This is a genomic window from Williamsia sp. (assembly GCF_016462415.1).
GTDB lineage: Bacteria > Actinomycetota > Actinomycetes > Mycobacteriales > Mycobacteriaceae > Williamsia_A.
The window spans coordinates 1-16892 of sequence record NZ_JAEMTF010000011.1 but is presented as its reverse complement, the minus strand read 5'-3'; the positions used below and the strand labels follow the sequence as shown (position 1 = coordinate 16892).

The 16892-nt window shown below is 70.0% G+C and carries 17 protein-coding genes and 1 pseudogene; 13 read left to right on the top strand and 5 right to left on the bottom strand.

What is annotated here, in order from left to right; all coding sequences use genetic code 11:
• Positions 1-173 precede the first annotated feature (173 nt).
• Genes JHC79_RS04670 through JHC79_RS04660 form a run of 3 tightly spaced genes read left to right on the top strand, consistent with a single transcriptional unit; the run spans position 174 to position 2599 of the window.
• Positions 174-1031 (top strand): NAD-dependent epimerase/dehydratase family protein, encoded by an 858-nt coding sequence (locus JHC79_RS04670; protein WP_296388829.1) that lies wholly within the window; start codon positions 174-176, stop codon positions 1029-1031.
• A 15-nt stretch (positions 1032-1046) separates the two neighbouring features.
• Complete coding sequence (locus JHC79_RS04665) at positions 1047-1928, top strand: LysR substrate-binding domain-containing protein (protein WP_296388826.1); 882 nt, start codon at positions 1047-1049, stop codon at positions 1926-1928.
• 59 nt (positions 1929-1987) lie between these two features.
• The gene (locus JHC79_RS04660) at positions 1988-2599 is read left to right on the top strand and encodes a class I SAM-dependent methyltransferase (protein WP_296388824.1); all 612 of its coding nucleotides are present in this window, start codon (positions 1988-1990) and stop codon (positions 2597-2599) included.
• A 16-nt stretch (positions 2600-2615) separates the two neighbouring features.
• Here JHC79_RS04660 and JHC79_RS04655 read toward each other — a convergent pair whose 3' ends face one another.
• On the bottom strand, positions 2616-3773 hold the full coding sequence (locus tag JHC79_RS04655) for a PLP-dependent aminotransferase family protein (RefSeq protein ID WP_296388822.1): 1158 nt from the start codon (positions 3771-3773) through the stop codon (positions 2616-2618).
• A gap of 130 nt (positions 3774-3903) precedes the next feature.
• Positions 3904-5331, bottom strand: a complete 1428-nt coding sequence (locus JHC79_RS04650) for an NAD(P)H-quinone dehydrogenase (protein WP_296388819.1) — start codon at positions 5329-5331, stop codon at positions 3904-3906.
• A 141-nt stretch (positions 5332-5472) separates the two neighbouring features.
• Between JHC79_RS04650 and JHC79_RS04645 the strand changes: the two genes are divergently transcribed.
• The 4 genes from JHC79_RS04645 to JHC79_RS04630 are packed head-to-tail and all read left to right on the top strand — an operon-like array spanning position 5473 to position 8942.
• Positions 5473-5958 carry a gamma-glutamylcyclotransferase gene (locus JHC79_RS04645; RefSeq protein WP_188490716.1) on the top strand — a complete coding sequence of 162 codons (486 nt, stop codon included), beginning with the start codon at positions 5473-5475 and terminating at the stop codon, positions 5956-5958.
• Positions 5959-5971: 13 nt separating this feature from the next.
• On the top strand, positions 5972-6577 hold the full coding sequence (locus JHC79_RS04640; RefSeq protein WP_296388814.1) for a TetR-like C-terminal domain-containing protein: 606 nt from the start codon (positions 5972-5974) through the stop codon (positions 6575-6577).
• A 53-nt stretch (positions 6578-6630) separates the two neighbouring features.
• Positions 6631-8154 carry an acetyl-CoA acetyltransferase gene (locus JHC79_RS04635; protein ID WP_296388813.1) on the top strand — a complete coding sequence of 508 codons (1524 nt, stop codon included), beginning with the start codon at positions 6631-6633 and terminating at the stop codon, positions 8152-8154.
• On the top strand, positions 8151-8942 hold the full coding sequence (locus JHC79_RS04630; protein ID WP_296388811.1) for an enoyl-CoA hydratase-related protein: 792 nt from the start codon (positions 8151-8153) through the stop codon (positions 8940-8942). The genes JHC79_RS04635 and JHC79_RS04630 overlap by 4 nt, the downstream gene beginning before the upstream one ends.
• Positions 8943-8946: 4 nt before the next feature.
• Here JHC79_RS04630 and JHC79_RS04625 read toward each other — a convergent pair whose 3' ends face one another.
• Together JHC79_RS04625 and JHC79_RS04620 are read right to left on the bottom strand one after the other, a co-directional pair.
• The gene (locus JHC79_RS04625; protein ID WP_296388930.1) at positions 8947-10104 is read right to left on the bottom strand and encodes an amidohydrolase; all 1158 of its coding nucleotides are present in this window, start codon (positions 10102-10104) and stop codon (positions 8947-8949) included.
• Between the two features lie 26 nt (positions 10105-10130).
• On the bottom strand, positions 10131-10823 hold the full coding sequence (locus JHC79_RS04620) for an enoyl-CoA hydratase/isomerase family protein (protein WP_296388809.1): 693 nt from the start codon (positions 10821-10823) through the stop codon (positions 10131-10133).
• Positions 10824-10892: 69 nt separating this feature from the next.
• Here JHC79_RS04620 and JHC79_RS04615 point away from each other — a divergent pair, with 69 nt between their 5' ends.
• The 3 genes from JHC79_RS04615 to JHC79_RS04605 are packed head-to-tail and all read left to right on the top strand — an operon-like array spanning position 10893 to position 14067.
• Positions 10893-11723 (top strand): purine-nucleoside phosphorylase, encoded by an 831-nt coding sequence (locus tag JHC79_RS04615; protein WP_296388807.1) that lies wholly within the window; start codon positions 10893-10895, stop codon positions 11721-11723.
• Positions 11720-13267, top strand: coding sequence for a phospho-sugar mutase (locus JHC79_RS04610; RefSeq protein ID WP_296388805.1), 1548 nt, complete (start codon positions 11720-11722; stop codon positions 13265-13267). The genes JHC79_RS04615 and JHC79_RS04610 overlap by 4 nt, the downstream gene beginning before the upstream one ends.
• Entirely contained in the window at positions 13264-14067 is an 804-nt protein-coding gene (locus tag JHC79_RS04605; RefSeq protein WP_296388803.1) for an ATP-binding cassette domain-containing protein, read from the top strand. The genes JHC79_RS04610 and JHC79_RS04605 overlap by 4 nt, the downstream gene beginning before the upstream one ends.
• Before the next feature lie 7 nt (positions 14068-14074).
• Here JHC79_RS04605 and upp read toward each other — a convergent pair whose 3' ends face one another.
• Positions 14075-14698 (bottom strand): uracil phosphoribosyltransferase, encoded by a 624-nt coding sequence (gene upp, locus JHC79_RS04600; RefSeq protein WP_296388801.1) that lies wholly within the window; start codon positions 14696-14698, stop codon positions 14075-14077.
• A gap of 53 nt (positions 14699-14751) precedes the next feature.
• Here upp and JHC79_RS04595 point away from each other — a divergent pair, with 53 nt between their 5' ends.
• From JHC79_RS04595 to JHC79_RS04585, 3 genes and pseudogenes are all read left to right on the top strand, one after another.
• The gene (locus tag JHC79_RS04595; protein ID WP_296388799.1) at positions 14752-15057 is read left to right on the top strand and encodes a type VII secretion target; all 306 of its coding nucleotides are present in this window, start codon (positions 14752-14754) and stop codon (positions 15055-15057) included.
• On the top strand, positions 15054-16118 hold the full coding sequence (locus JHC79_RS04590) for a C40 family peptidase (protein ID WP_296388797.1): 1065 nt from the start codon (positions 15054-15056) through the stop codon (positions 16116-16118). The genes JHC79_RS04595 and JHC79_RS04590 overlap by 4 nt, the downstream gene beginning before the upstream one ends.
• 68 nt (positions 16119-16186) lie before the next feature.
• Positions 16187-16892 (top strand): annotated as a pseudogene (locus tag JHC79_RS04585) (primosomal protein); the annotation flags it as partial.

Sequence of the window (16892 nt, the reverse complement as noted above, 5' to 3'; positions counted from 1 at the left end):
CCGACACTGGGTCAGGCGGCGGCGACGGTCGACCTTCGGCGCGGATGCATTCCGCGGAACGCGTCCGGCGGCTGATACCGCACGGGCATCACAGCCGACCGAGCAGGTATTGGACGCCGCCGTCTCCACACGGCACGGTGAAGTCGAACCGATTGTTCGAGAGGGGAATTCACATGAAGGTGTTCGTCACAGGCGGGTCCGGATACATCGGCGCAGCGATCGTCGGCGAACTCCTCGCCCAGGGCCACGCGGTCGAGGGACTCGCCCGAAGCGAACGGGCGGGTGCGACAGTCGAGTCCCTCGGTGCCACGGCGGTGCGCGGCGGACTGCGCGACCTCGACGTGCTCAACCAGGCCGCCGCCCGATCGGAGGCCGTCATCCACCTCGCCCAGGCATCCTCCGGCGACGAGGACCTGTCGGCGGCCACCGCCATGCAGGACGGCGTCGGCACGGGCGTCTACATCCACACGGGTGGAAGCTGGGTGTACGGCGACACCCACGGGACCGCGGACGAATCCGCTCCATGGAACCCGCCCGGTCTCGTGGCCTGGCGGCGACCGGTCGAACAGGCGGTTCTCCGCCGTGCCGCGACGGGCGGTCGGCCCGTCATCATCCAGCCCGGACTGCTCTACGGCGGCGACAACCGTCTCATCGACGAGTTCTTCATCCGACCGGGCATCGGCCATGGGGCGATCCCCGTGATCGGCACGGGCGCGAACCACTGGTCCCTGGTCCACGTCGACGACCTCGCCCGGCTCTACGTCGCGGCCCTGTCCGCGGCGGCCGGATCGGTGTATCTCGGCGTCGGTGATGTCGCGCCCACCGCCGAGCGTGTTGCTCAGGCGTGCGCACAGGGCGCCGGCTTGAACGGCGCGACGAGGTCGATCACCATCGACGAGGCACGCGCGTCGATGGGACCCGTCGCCGATGCGTTCGTTCTCGACCAGCAACTGACCTCGGCGCGCGCCCAGGCCGACCTCGACTGGGCCCCGCGACATGGAGATCCACTCAGCGAGTTCGCGCGTGCATGAGCCACACTGGTCGCGATGAGCATCGCCGATGTCGATCTGCGCAAGCTGCGCTACTTCGTCGCGGTCGCCGACGAGCTGCACTTCGGCCGGGCCGCCGAACGCCTGCACATCGCGCAACCCGTGCTGTCGCGGCAGATCCGCGCCTTCGAGGACGAGCTCGGTGTCGAGTTGTTCGACCGCGACCGCCGAGGCACCAGACTCACCGTCGTGGGACAGCAGCTCCTCGACGACGCACGTCCTCTGCTCGCCGCGAGCGAGGCGCTGACCCGTCGTGTCCGGGCGGCGGCCGAAGGTGGGGTCACCCTCACGATCGGCTTCATGCCGGGCATCACCCTCACCTCGGTGATCGGATCGATGCGATCCCGGTACCCCGATCTCGCCACCCGCCTGCTGCGGACGAGCTGGGACGACCAGGTTCAGGTACTGCACGACGGACGTGCCGACATCAGCATCGTGCGGCTGCCGATCGACCGGACGGGCCTCGAGGTGCACCCGTTGTTCGATGAGCCGCGGGTCGCGATGGTTCCCGCGGATCACCCACTGGCGCATCACGATCGGATCGTCATGGCAGAGCTGGCGGACGACCATCTGCTCCAGGATCCCGGTGCCGTGCCGGAATGGCGAGCGGTGGCCACCGAGATGAGAGGTGGCGAGCGTCGATCCGTACCGCCGATCGGCAGTGTCGAGGAGAAGCTCGAACTCGTCGCCCAGGGCCAGGGGATCGCCGTCATACCGGCCTCCACCGCGGCCTTTTACACCCGACACGGCGTGGTGTCGCTGACCGTGGATGACCTCGGGCCCAATCACGTCGCCGTCGCCTGGCCGACCGGACGACGTACACGGCTGGTGCTTGATTTCGCCGAAACGGCGGCGGCGCTGCTCCCCGAGCACCCCTGAACTTGCCGGAACGGCAACACTGCTGGCGCCGGGCGGGTCTGATCCGACAGGCTGCACACATGACGGATGCACAGGCGGTTGCCGCGGAGTGGGACGAACGGTTCAGCGGTTCGGAGCAGTTGTTCAGTGGTCGGCCCAACGGCTCACTGGTCGCGGAGGTCGGTGAGCTGCCCGCCGGACGGGCCCTCGACGTCGGCTGTGGTGAGGGCGCCGACGCGATCTGGCTCGCGCAGCAGGGCTGGGTGGTCACCGCACTCGACGTGTCCCGCGTGGCCATCGATCGCGGCGCCGAGGCCGCGCGACGAGCCGGGGTCGAGGTGACCTGGCAGCTCTCGGACCTGTCCGGACTGGCCGTGTCCGACCGGTTCGACCTGGTCACGGTGCACTACCCCGCGTTGCCCAGCTCGACCGATCGTCGGGCCGAACATGCCCTGATGGCGGCGGTGGCCCCGGGCGGACTCCTGCTCGTCGTCCACCACGCCGACATGGATGCCGAGACGGCGCGCGCACACGGATTCGATCCCGCCGACTATGTGGGGACCGCCGACATGGTCGCCGCGCTCCTCGCGGGCGACTGGCATGTCGCGCTGGACACCCGCCGACCGCGCGACGTGGCCGCCGGGGGTGGACGTCACACCCATGATGTCGTGCTCCGGGCCCGACACGCCTGACGCCGGGGCCGCTCGGCTATCCGAGCGCCCTCGCCAGGCGGGTCACCGCCCGGTCGATGTCGGCGGGCGCAAGGGTCGCGAAACTGAGTCGCAGGCAGTCGCCGGCGTCACGGGAGACCGCGAACGCCGACCCCGGGACGTAGGCCACGCCGTGCGCGACAGCCGTGTCGAGCAACGCGCTCGTGTCCACGCCGGGTAGACGGACCCAGCAGAACATCCCGCCCTCGGGCCTGGTGAACTCGGCCGCCGATCCCAGGTGGGTCGTGAGCGCTTCGACGAGCGCCATGGCACGAGATCGGTACGCGTCGCGGATGACGTCGATGTGGCCGTCGAGCCAGGCGCGGTCGGTCAGCAGGTCGGCGACCATTGCCTGGGTGAAGGTCGAGCCGCACAGGTCTGCGCCCTGGCGCAGTCGCTCGACGAGCGCGATCACCGGCGGCGGCGCCACGCACCATCCGACGCGCAGTGCCGGCGCGAGGATCTTCGACACGGTGCCCAGACTGATGACGCGGTCGCCGAAACGCCGCCACGGCGTCGGTTCGGTCCCTCGAAACCGCAACTGGCCGTACGGGTTGTCATCGATGATCCAGAAGCCGTACCGCTCGGCGAGGCGAGCGAGGTGCGCTCGTCTGCCGTCGTCGGCGGTCACGCCGCCCGGATTGTGGAAGGAGCTGACGGTGTGGACGATCGTCGGCCGCGCGCCGTCGGCACACCACTGCTCGAGCAGGTCGGTGTCGATGCCACGGGCGGTCAGCGGCAGACCTCGGACGTCGGCGCGCACCGACTGGAAGACCTGCAGCGCACCGACATACACCGGATCGTCGACGACGACGAGGTCGCCGGGATCGACCAACGCGTGGGCGAGCAGGAACAGCGCCTGCTGCGAACCGTGGGTGATCAGCACGTGCTCGGGGGTGTCGACGCCCTCGTGTCGCGCAACGGCGTCGCGGCACTCGCGTAGACCCGCGCTGACCGTGTACTGCAGGAGGTCTCGATCACCGACTGCGCGCTGTGCGGCCAGCGCGATCCGCTCCTGCGGGATCAACTCGGTGGCGGGCAGCCCCCCGGCCATGCTGAGGACGTCGGGGCGCTCGGTGAGGCTGAGCAGGTCACGGATCGCCGAACCGCGGACGTTGGACAGTGCGGCGGACGGGGTGACGACAGGTGCGGACACGTGGGACTCCAGGAAAGTACGAGGTGAGTCGGTGATACGTGTGGTCACCAGATGACTGGGGATGTCCCGTCGCTCACGCTACGCCCCGTATTCCACAGGGTGAAAGTACCTTCCCAGATATCGGGACAGATCAGTCCAGGTCGTCGTGTCGGATCAGCTGGCGAGCCGCCTCGGTCACCGAGCCGGTGAGCGAGGGGTACACCGAGAAGGTCTGCGCCAGATCGTTGACCATCAGCTTGTTCTGCACCGCGAGGGCGATGGGCAGGATCAGCTCGGATGCATTGGGGGCCACGACGACTCCGCCGATGACCACGCCGGTCGCCGGTCGACAGAAGATCTTGACGAAACCTCTGCGCAGCCCGCTCATCTTGGCGCGCGGATTGGTCGACAGCGGCAGCATCACCGTGCGGGCCGGGTACTCACCGTCGTCGATGGCCTGCTGGGTGACGCCGACGGTGGCGATCTCGGGGCGGGTGAAGATCGCCGACGCGACGGTCTTGAGCTTGATGGGGACGACTCCCTCGCCGAGCGCGTGGTACATCGCGATGCGGCCCTGCATGGCCGCGACCGACGCCAACGGCAACAACCCGGTGCAGTCACCGGCGGCGTAGATGCCGGGCACCGTCGTGCGCGAGACCCGGTCGACGGTGAGGTAACCGCCCTTCGACAACTCGATGCCGACGTTCTCCAACCCCAGTCCCCCGGTGTTGGGCACCGATCCGACCGTCATCAGCACGTGCGATCCCGAGACGACCTTGCCGTCGGCCAGGTGGACGTCGACACCGTCGTCGGTGCGCCGGACCGCGTCGGCACGGGCGTGCTTGATCAACGTGACACCCCGCTCGGCGAGGACGTCCTCGAGTACCAGGGCGGCGTCCTCGTCCTCGCCGGGCAGCACCCGATCGCGGCTCGAGACCAGCGTGACCCGCACGCCGAGCTCGGTGTAGGCGTGCACGAACTCGGCGCCGGTGACACCGGAACCGACCACCACCAGGTGTTCGGGCAGCTCCTCGAGGTCGTAGAGCTGACGCCAGGTGAGGATGCGTTCCCCGTCCGGCTGGGCGTCGGGCAGTACACGCGGCGACGCGCCCGTCGCGATCAGGACGACGTCGGCGTCGATGGTGATCTCCGGATCGGGTTCGACACCGTCGGCGCGCTCGTCCACCGGGGTGACGATCACCCGGTGCGTCGACATGCCGATCTCGGCGTCGCCCAGTCGGGCGCGACCGGCGACCAGGTGGACGCCCTCGCTGACCAATCGGGACCGGATGTCGGCGGACTGCGCGAATGCCAGGTCACGGACCCGCTGATGGATCTGCGGGAGCGACACCAGCGCGTCGTCGTGATGCAGGTTGATGCCCAGGTCCACCGCTCGGCGCACCTCGGTGCGGATGCCGGTCGAGGCGATGAAGGTCTTCGACGGAACGCAATCCCACAGCACGCAGGCGCCGCCGATCCCGTCCGAGTCGATGACCGTCACGTCCGCGCCGTAGGCGGTCGCGGCGAGCGCGGCCTCGTATCCTGCGGGTCCGCCGCCGATGATCGCGATCCTGGTCATGCGCTGACATCACTCCTGTGGTTGTGAGTTCGTGGTCGGCCCGTCTTGTGGACATGCCTCGCGGGAAACGCTAGTCGATCCATGACCGACTTCGCCGACCGCGCTCTCACATGGCCACCGGGGCTCATCTAGGCTTTCGCCGTGCCGATATACGCCGCCTACGGCTCCAACATGCACCCGGACCAGATGATGGAACGTGCCCCGCATTCGCCGATGGCGGGTACCGGTTGGCTGAACGGCTGGCGGCTGACGTTCGGCGGTGGCGACATCGGCTGGGAGGGCGCCCTGGCGACCGTCACCGAGGACCCCGACGACCCGGATGCGCGCGTGTTCGTCGTCCTCTACGACGTCACACCCGAGGACGAACTGACCCTGGACAGCTGGGAGGGGTCCGAGCTCGGGATCCACCGCAAGATCCGTGCCCGGGTGCACACCGATGACGGAGCGGTCCTGGCGTGGCTCTACGTGCTCGACGCGTTCGAGGGTGGGCTACCGTCGGCGCGCTACCTCGGCGTGATGTCGGAGGCCGCGGAGATCGCGGGCGCCCCGGCCGACTACGTGCACGCACTGCGCGTCCGCGACGCCCGCAACGTCGGGCCCGGCCCCGGCGACACGCTCGACACCTGAGCCGCCGCCTCACATGGCGCTCGAGGAGCGGCGTGGTCGCGGACGACCCCGCGACGCCGACATGGAGGTCCGGGTCTTCGACGCCGTCCTGGAGGTCTACTGGGAGACCAGCTGGCGGGGGTTCACCTTCGACGCCGTGGCCCGAAGAGCCCGTGTCGGCCGCGCAGCCCTGTACCGGCGGTGGACCAGCAAGGAGGACCTGCTCGTCGCCGCGCTCGAGGCCCGCAGTCCCCTGCCGGCGCCCATCGACACCGGCTCGGTGCGCGGCGACCTGATCGAGCTGTCCGACCAGCTGGCGCGCGGCTACGCCGAACTCGCCGGACTGGTCTCGATCCGGGTGACCCTCGACGCGATGGTCAACCCCGACCTGCTGGCCCACCTCACCGACACCCTCAACCAGAGCCGGTTGGTCACCACCCGAGCGATCGTCAGTCGCGCGGTCGCCCGTGGCGAGCTCCCCCCGACCACCTCGACCACGCTGCTCCTCGAACTCGTGACGGGCGCGGTGCTGAGCCACGCACTGTTCTCCCACCCCCATCGAGATGCCGAGACCGGCGCGTCCCCCCGCCATTCCGAACTCGTCGTCGAGACGGTCCTGCGAGCCCTCGTCGAGTCGTGAATCACACCTGACCACCTTTTACAGACACTCACTGTCTGTATTACGGTCGAGGCGTGGTAGACCCCAGTACAGTCCCCGTCGTCATCGGTGTGTCCGACCTGAGATCGGGCGGTGCCGGTGGCGTCGTCGAGCCGCGTGAACCGGCCGCGTTGATCGCCGAGGCGACCGACGCCGCGATCGCCGACACCGGCGTGGCCGACCTCGGAGCACGGGTCGACACCATCTACGCCGTCAAGACCGCGAGCTGGTCCTACGACGACATGCCCGGTCTGATCGCCCGACACATCGGGGCGTCGTCGCCACAGACCCTGACCAGCTCCATCGGCGGCCACTGGCCCGCGGCGCTGCTCGACCGCATCGGGTCGCAGATCGCCGCGGGAACCACGTCGGTGGCTCTGCTGATCGGTGGCGAATCCGCGGCATCGACGCGTGCACTGGCGAAGTCAGGCACCGACCCGGTGGCGCAGGGATGGCGGCGCGAACCCGGCGGGCCGCCCGATTTCAGCACCGACGATCTCGGCAGCGACGACATGCGTCGTGCGAACGTCGTAGCGCCGACCCGGGTGTACCCGCTGTTCGAGAACCGGTTCGGCCATGAACGCGGCCTCACCCCGCAGGAGACCCTGCAGGAGTCGGCGGCGATGTACGCCCGTTTCTCCGAGATCGCCGCCGCGCACCCCGTGGCCTGGACACCCACCGTCCGGACGGCCGACGAGATCGCCACGGTCGGACCGGGCAACCGGTCGGTCAGCGACACCTATCCCCTGCAGATGAATGCGATGCCGTTCGTCGATCAGGCTGCGGCCGTGGTGATCTGCTCGCTCGCGGTCGCCCGGGAGCTCGGTGTGGCGCAGGATCGTGTCATCCACCTGTGGGGCGGGGCAGGCGCCACCGACACGCCCGACGTCGTCGCTCGGGAGCACTTCGGGCACTCGCCGGCACTGATCTCCGCGGTCGATCGGACCCTGACCCGCGCCGGGATCACCGGTCACGACATCGGGATCGTCGATGCCTACAGCTGTTTCCCGATCGTGCCGAAACTCCTGCTGCGCGCGCTCGACCTGCCGGACTCGGTGGTGCCCAGCGTGCTCGGCGGGCACTGCTCGTTCGGCGGCCCGCTCAACAGCTACTCCCTGCATGCCATCGCCGAGGTCACCCGACTACTGCGGTCGGGCGCACCGGGCACGGTGGCGATGGTGCACGCCAACGGTGGGTACCTCACCTACCAGCACACCGTCCTGCTCTCCCGCGACGCGCACCCCGAGGGCTACATCGGCGAACCGGACCACGTCCGGATCGAGTCCTCGGCACCGACACTCGCGATCGGTTATGACGGTGACGCCGAGATCGTCACCACCACGGTCGAATTCGGCCGTGACGGCGCTCCCCGGATGGGCGTGGTCATCGCCACGACCGTCGACGGCCGCCGGGTGGTCGGCCACACCGACGAGCGTGACGCCGCCGAGCTCCTCCGCCACACGGCCGACGGGACACGCAGCCTCGTCGGAACCGCTCTCCGCGTGACCGAGCGAGACGGCAGACTCACCGTGACCATCCGAGAAGAGGCGCACACATGACCGCAGTGGTTCTCACCGAGCAGCGCGGACACACCCTGCTCGTGACCATCAACCGCCCGAAGGCGGCCAACAGCATCAACGCCGAGGTGCACCAGCTACTCGGGGAAGCCTGGGAGACGGCGCAATCGACGGATTCGGTGCGCGCGGTGGTGCTGACCGGTGCCGGGGACTCGACGTTCTGCGCCGGCGCCGACCTGAAGGCACTCGGCACCTCGGGACCGGCCGGGATCACCCCGGCCGAGACCGCGCACTGGGGCTTCGCCGGCGTCGTCCGACACCCGATCACCAAGCCGATCATCTGCGCGGTGAACGGCAACGCCCTCGGAGGCGGCACCGAACTCGCGCTGGCCGGCGATCTCGTGGTGGCCGCCGACACCGCCACGTTCGGTCTGCCCGAGGTGCGGCGCGGACTGATCGCCGGTGCCGGTGGGGTGTTCCGCCTGGTGTCGGCCATCCCGCGGGCCATCGCCATGGAGCTGATGCTGACCGGCACGCCTCTGTCCGCCCAGGACGCGGCGCGCTGGGGTCTCGTCAATCGTGTGGTCCCCACCGCCGATGTCCTCACCGCGGCACTGGAACTCGCCGACACCATCGCCGAGTGCGCACCACTGGCCGTGCAGGCCAGCAAGGTCGTCGCCCGCGGCATCGTCGACGGTGCCGTCCCGGCGGAGTCGCAGGGATGGGAACAGACCGAGAAGGCGCTGGCCAGGTTGACCACCTCGTCGGACACCGTCGAGGGGATCGTCGCCTTCATGGAGAAGCGCGCGCCGGTGTGGACCGGACGGTGAGGTCCTAGGCCGCAGGCGCCCCGAGCACCAGGCCCGCGAGGGTCCGCACCCCGATCGCGAGAGCGCGCTCGTCGAGGTCGAAGTTGGGCTGATGTAGATCCACCGGCGATCCCACGCCGCTCCAGACGCCGAGACGACCCATCGCACCGGGCACGTGCTCCAGGTACCACGAGAAGTCCTCGCCGCCGCCGGACTGCGGGGTGTCGGCGACGGCGTCGTCCGAGATCGCCGCGACGCTGCGCCGCAGCATCGCGGTCGCCTCGATGTCGTTGACCACCGGCGGCACACCGCGGTGGTAGTTCAGCTCGTACGGAACGGCCAACGGGGCCAACAGTCCACCGATGACCTCACGCACGAGCGGTTCGAGCAGCGCCCACGTCGCGTGGTCACCGGTGCGTACCGTGCCCTTGAGTCGCCCCTCCTGCGGGATCGCGTTGGCGGCGTTTCCCGCGTGCGCGGCACCCCACACCATGACGGTGCCGGTACGAGGGTCGATGCGACGCGACAACACGGCGGGCAGGCCGGTGATGACGGTGCCCATCGCGTGGATGAGGTCGGCGGTGAGGTGCGGTCGCGAGGTGTGGCCACCCGGCGAGTGCAGCAGCAGATCGACGTGGTCGGCGGCGGAGGTGATGGCCCCCTGCCGCAGGCCCACCTTGCCGACCTCCAGCTTCGGGTCGCAGTGCAGCGCGAAGAATCGGGAGACCCCCTGCGTCACACCGGCTTCCACAGCGTCGCGGGCACCGCCCGGCATCACCTCCTCGGCCGGCTGGAAGACCAGACGGACACCGACGGGCAGATCACCCGCCGAGGCGAGGATCTTCGCCACCGCGATCAGGATCGAGGTGTGGGCGTCGTGCCCACACGAGTGCGACACCCCGTCGACGGTGGAGGCGAACGGCAACCCGGTCCGCTCGGCGATCGGCAACGCGTCCATGTCGGCACGCAGCGCGATCACCGGGCCGGCCGGGCCCAGGTCGCACACCACGCCGGTGCCGAGTGGGAGTCGCTGGGGGGACAGACCGGCTGCGGCGAGTTCGGCGAGCACGAAGTCGGTGGTGCGGAACTCCTGCCGCGACAGCTCCGGGTGCGCGTGCAGGTCTCGCCGCCAGCCGATGAGTTCGTCGCCGTGCCGGGCGAGCCAGTCCTCGACGTGCCGCATCGCCTCCGGACCCGTTCTGATCGGACTCACGAACCGTTGGCCGACGGGGTCGCCAGGTCGGTGAGCAGCGTGCGACGCAGGCCCTTCTTGATCACGGCGAGGTTCGGACCCGCGAACGGCACCCGGTCGGCGGCGACCCCGCGGGCCGTGGACAGCAACTCGTCGGCACCCACGGCCTGGTCGACGATGCCGAACTCGACCGCCTCGACGGCGCCGTAGCGGCGACCGGTGGTCATCGCCTCGGTCACCGTCGCGTCCGGGATGCGTTCACGCAGCAGCGAGGTCATGCCGATCGGGAAGGGCATCCCGAGGACGACCTCGGGCAGCGACCAGAAACCGCGCTCGGTCCGCATCACTCGGTGATCGGCACACAGGGCCAACATCGCGCCCGCACCGAAGGCATGGCCGTTGATGGCGGCCACGGTGGCCACCGGCAGCGACAGGATCCGGGCGTAGAGCGCGTGGACGAGGTCGATGTAGGGGTCGATCTTCGACGGGTCGGTGATCTCGGCGATCTCGAGTCCGTTGCTGAAGAACTTGCCGGTGGCGGTGATGACCAGGGCGCCCGCGGGCTCCTTCTCGACGGTGTCGAGCAGATCGTGCACGGTGCTCATCCAGGTGGATCCGAACCGGTTCTCCGGATTGTCCGGATCCAGCTCGGCACCCTCTGTGCCCAGGTAGAGCTCCCACACGGCATCGGTACGACTCAGATACGGCATCGCACGACCATATCGTGCGCGCCCGGACGGGCTCAGGTCGTGCGCAGCGTTGCGATCGCTCTACCCTTGATGTCCATGACCCGGCCGAACTCCGTCACCGATCCGACCGTCGACGCCGACGCCGCCGCGGCAGCCGCGGCCGCGGTGATCGGCGAACGAACCGGCGTGGCCGCGCACGATGTCGCGGTGGTGCTCGGGTCGGGGTGGGCGCCCGCCGCCGACACCCTGGGCGCCGCGTCGACGACGATCCCGATGGCCGAACTCCCCGGTTTCACACCGCCGCGCGCAGCCGGTCACGCCGGTGTCGTGCACTCGGTTGCGATCGGCACGCGTCGAGTGTTGGTCCTGCTGGGACGAACCCACGCCTACGAGGGCAATCCTCTCGCGCGCGTGGTGCACGCGGTCCGCACCGCCGCGGCCGCCGGCGTGCACACGGTCATCCTCACCAACGCCGCAGGCGGCCTGCGCGACGGGATGTCGGTCGGTCAGCCGGTCCTGATCAGCGACCACCTGAATCTCACCGCCCGGTCACCGCTGCACGGTGCGCAGTTCGTCGACATGGTCGACGCGTACACCCCGCGCCTGCGCGAGATCGCGCGGTCGGTGAGTCCCGACCTCGCCGAGGGGATCTACGCGGGACTGCCCGGGCCGCACTACGAGACGCCGGCCGAGATCCGGATGTTGCGCACCATGGGCGCCGACCTGGTCGGGATGTCCACCGTGCACGAGACCATCGCCGCGCGGGCCGCAGGCCTCGAGGTGCTGGGGATGTCGCTGGTCACCAACCTGGCCGCGGGCATCACCGGCGAACCCCTCGATCACGCCGAGGTCCTCGAGGTCGGACGAAGCTCGGCAGGCGCCATGGGAACACTGCTGGCCAAGGTCATCGAGGGCCTGTGACCCGACTGCGTTTCGGCACCGCCGGACTGCGCGGTCCGGTCGGACCCGGTGCAGACCACATGAACGTCGAGGTCGTCGGGCGCACCACCGCTGCGCTGGCGCAGTGGCTGATCGACCACGGGCATCAGGGCGCGACCGTCGTCGTCGGACGGGACGCCCGCCACGGCTCGGCGGAGTTCTTCACCACCACGGTCGCAGAGTTCGGATCAGCCGGCTTCGACGTCGTGGCGCTGGACTCCCCTGCGCCGACCCCGGTCCTGGCCTTCACCACCCGAGAACTCGGGGCCGCCGCCGGCGTGATGATCACCGCGTCCCACAACCCGCCCGCCGACAACGGGTACAAGGTGTACCTCGACGGTGGGGCACAACTGATCCCGCCGGCCGATGCCGAGATCGAGGCGCTGATCGACGCCGACGCGATCCCGCCGCGCAACCCGGCTCAGACCACCGCACCGCACCCGGATCCACGTGCCGTCGCGGCACCGGATCGGTACCTGGCCCGCATCGCGTCGCGACTGGGAACCCGCCACTCGTCGCTGCGGATCGCGCTGACGCCCATGCACGGCGTCGGCGGCGACCTCGCGCTGCGTGCACTGGCCGGCGCGGGGTTCACCGACGTGGCGGTTGTCGACGAGCAGTTCGCGCCCGACCCGGACTTCCCCACCGTCGCGTTCCCCAACCCGGAGGAACCCGGAGCCTCGGATCTGCTTCTCGCGCTGGCCCACCGGCGCGACGCCGACATCGCGATCGCTCTCGACCCCGACGCCGACCGGTGCGCGGTCGGTGCAGTCGTCGACGGACGGTGGCGGATGCTGACCGGGGACGAGACCGGGTCGTTGCTCGGATCGGCCGTACTGGCCGAGGCCGACCCCCGCGTCGAGTCCACCGCCGAGCCCCTCGTCGCCAGCACCATCGTCTCGGGCAGCATGCTGGCCGCGATCGCCGCCGCCGCGGGCGCTCGACACGTGCGGACCCTCACCGGGTTCAAGTGGCTGGTGCGGGCCGGCGACGGCCTGCGCTACGCCTACGAGGAGGCCATCGGCCACTGCGTCGACCCGGATGCGGTGCGCGACAAGGACGGGATCAGTGCCGCCGTCGCCCTGGCGATCCTCGCGCACGACCGGTCCGCCGCGGGCGGCGGTCTCGGCGACGCGCTCGACGATCTGTTCGTCCGGCACGGCGTGCACCGCACCGGGCAGGTCGCCATCCGGGCCGAACGCCTGTCCGACATCGCCGACACCATGGCCCGACTCCGCTCCACCCCTCCGACCGAGATGGCGGGCGTCGCCGTCGACATGGCTGATCACGCGACCCGTTCCGACGCACTACGGACCGACGCCGTCGTGTTCACCGGATCGGCGCCGGGCGCACGGATCCGGCTCATCGCCCGTCCGTCCGGGACCGAGCCCAAGCTCAAGTTCTATCTCGAGGTGGCGCTCGCGCCGTCCGACCGAGGTGATCTCCGGGCAGCCAAGGATCGGGCGGACGCTCTGCTCGACCGCCTGCGCGACGAGGCGGGGCAGCTCGCGGAAGGTGGGTCATGACCGACGACGACGTGTCGACGGTGGTCTCCGCATCGGGGATCGACGTGGTCCGCGGCGGGCGATTCCTGTTGCGCGACATCACCCTGCAGGTGGCCGCCGGGCAGCACTGGGCGTTGCTCGGTCCCAACGGGGCGGGCAAGTCGACGCTGTTGCACATCCTCGGGGCGTTCGGTCACCCCACGAGCGGCACCGTCGACGTCCTCGGCAAGCGCCTGGGCCGGGTGGACATGCGTGAGCTGCGCACCCACATCGGTCACGTCGACCCCCGCCACCGCCTCGACCTGCCGCTCGCCGCGCACGACGTGGTGTTGACGGGGCTGACGAACACCCCGGAACTCGACGCCCGACGCACCTACACCGCCGCCGAGCACCAGCACGCCGACGACCTGTTGGACGTGCTCGGGATGGGCGATCGCCGGTCGCTGGTGTGGACCACGATGAGTCAGGGCGAACGTGGTCGGGCGCTCGTGGCCCGAGCACTGATGGCCCGACCGTCGCTGCTGCTCCTCGACGAACCGGCCACCGGTCTCGATCTGGCCGCGCGCGAACAACTGCTGATCGGGATCGATCAGCTCCGGTCGGAGGTTCGCGACCTGGCGAGCATCCTGGTCACGCACCATCTCGAGGACCTGCCGGCCAGCACCACACACGCCCTGCTGCTGCGCGACGGCCTCGCCACCGCACAGGGTCCGGTCGACGAGGCGCTCACCTCGGAGTCGATCAGTGACTGCTTCCGACATCCGGTCGTGCTGCGCCGTGACGGTGGGCGCTGGTCGGCGATGTCGCCGGGACGGGCCTGAGGACCCCTCAGCGCGGTCCGAACTGGCGGTCGCCCGCGTCGCCGAGGCCCGGCACGATGTAGGCGTTGTCGTTGAGTCCGTCATCGACCGCCGCGGTCACCAGTCGCACCGGGTGTCCCGAATCCGCCAGCGCGCTCACCCCCTCGGGTGCGGCCACCACGCACACCGCGGTGATGTCGACGGCACCACGACCGACGAGCAGTTCGATCGTGTGCAGCATCGAGCCGCCCGTCGCCAACATGGGGTCGAGCACGAACACCGGTGTGCGCGAGAGGTCGTCGGGAAGAGACTCCAGATACGGCACCGGCTGGTGGGTCTGCTCGTCGCGGGCGATGCCGACGAAACCCACGTTCGACTCCGGGACCATCGCGTGCGCCTGCTCCACCATCCCCAGGCCCGCCCGCAGCACCGGCACCAGCAGCGGGGGGCCGGCCAGCTTCGCACCGGTCATCGTCGCGACCGGCGTGGTGATCTCGACGTCGGCGACCGGGGCGCCGGAGAGCGCCTCGTAGATCAACATCTGGGTGAGGTCGGAGAGCGCGCCGCGGAACGACGCGTTGTCGGTCCGTTCGTCACGCAGCGTCGTCAGTCGTGCTCGTGCCAGCGGGTGATCGACGACGGTGACATCCATGCGGCGATAGTAATCGCCGGAACCGTCCGGGCGCGCGCACCGTCGAACCACCCATGAACCCCATCTCGGTCGATCCGACCACTCTCGACTCGGTGGCCGCGACCCACGTCACGGTCGCCTCCGACATCGACTCGGCGGTGTCGCACGCCGATCTCGACGCCATCGCGCTCGGTGTCGTATTCGGAATGATCGGAACAGAATTCGCAACCGCCGCGCTGTCGGCCACCCACCGGTACCGGGAGCAGGTCGGCGCCGTGGCACACGAATCGCACCGGATCGCCCACGACGTCGGTGCCGCCGGCACCGCCTATCGCACCACCGACGACAGCACCGGCACCGGCATCGCGGCCACCGCATGACCCCGGTCGACGCGCTCGCGGCCCCGATCCGGACACTGCTCGACTCGGTGGGAACCGGATCGACCTCGGTCACCGACCCCTCGGTGTCGGTGCGCGAGGCGACCTCCGAGCTGGACCGGACCGACGCGCGGCTGCGACATGCCCTCGATGCCGCGATCCGGGATTGGGAATCGACGGCAGGCGACGACGCCGGGGCCACCCTCCGACGGCACCGATCGCAGACGAGACGTGCCGTCGAGGACGGCGCCACTCTGACGTCGGTGATCGAAGAAGCGGCACAGTCGGTCCGGCGAGCCGCGATCGAGCTGCGCGGGATCCTGGATTCGTTCGTCGGCGCGGCGGATGCGATGGGTCCCGCGTTGTACACACCGACCGGCGTCGCGACGATCCTGCCCGTGGCCGCCACGCACCTCCAGCGCGCGCTGACCGTCGTTGAGCGCACCCGCACCGAACTCGACAGCCAGTCGCGGCGACTGCGATCGATCGGGAGGACGACCGCACCGGGAACTCCCCACCGGGTCGCCGCCGCCATCGGCGATGCGGTGGGAGGTCCGGCGAAACGCCCGATCGCGGCGGGCGGCGCCAGGACACGGTCAGCATCGGTCGACCCGTCCGGTCCCGACGAACCCGATGCGGCGGCCCGACCCGGTGGGCCACCGACCCCGGGCGCGGTCCCGATCACCCTGCCGGACGGCTCGGTGGCCTACGCACCGAACCAGCGGGCGGCCACCGCGGTACGGGCCGCGCTCGGGCAGCGGGGAGTCCCCTACGTCTGGGGCGGTACGACACCCGGGCGGGGGCTGGACTGCAGTGCCCTCACGCAGTACGCGTATCGGCAAGCCGGAGTGGAGCTGCCGCGGCTCGCCCAGGATCAGGACACCGCCGGCTACCGCGTCGACCGCGCCGAGTTGCTGCCCGGCGACCTCGCGGTGTGGTCCGGCCACGTGGCGATGTACATCGGAAACTCTCAGATGGTCGAAGCGGGCAACCCGGTCCAGGTGTCACCGCTGCGGACCAACAACCTCGACCAGGCATTCGAGGGCTTCTATCGCCCCCGGTGACACCGCCGGAAAGGCCACGACCAGGGCCACTGGCCCGCTCACAGAACCAATGATTAGGCTTCATGCCCATGGCCGGAGACATCGTACCGATCGAGCTCGGATTGACCGACGGAAACGCGTTCACCCTCTGGGCGCCCCGTTGGCGCGAAGGCGACGACGAATGGGAGGCCTTCCTCGGCCTCGACGAGGATCTCTACGGATTCCCGGGCGTCGCCGAACTCGTCGCGTTCATCCGCAACAACGACGACAACGATCTCGTCGAGCACCCGGCCTGGGAGACCGTCGTCGGGCTCAAGGCCGAGGAGCTGGTGCCGGCCGAGGACAAGTCCTACGACCTGATCGGCGTACCCGAGCTGGCGTCGGAGGATCCCACCCCCGAGGTCGTGGCCGAGCTCGAGGACGTTCTCGAGATCGTCCGCATCATCGGCGAGGTCTGCGAGTTGGCCACGGTCACCAAGTTTTTCAACGGCAACCCGATCCTCGGCGCGGTCACCACCGGTACCCGGAACTTCGTCGGCAAAGAGGGGCAGGAACTGTGGGGACGCATCGGCGGTCTCATCGACAAGCACTGGGATGACGTGGTCGACGCGATCGACGACGTCATCACCACCCCCGACGTCGACGACACCGCGGTCACCACCGCCGAGGCCGAGTTGGAGGCCGCCGCGAGCGCCGAGGACGAGGACGAGCCCGACGACGACGACATCGAGATCGTCGGCACCGGAACCGAGTCCACGCCGACCGACGCGGACGACACCGACGATGACGATGACG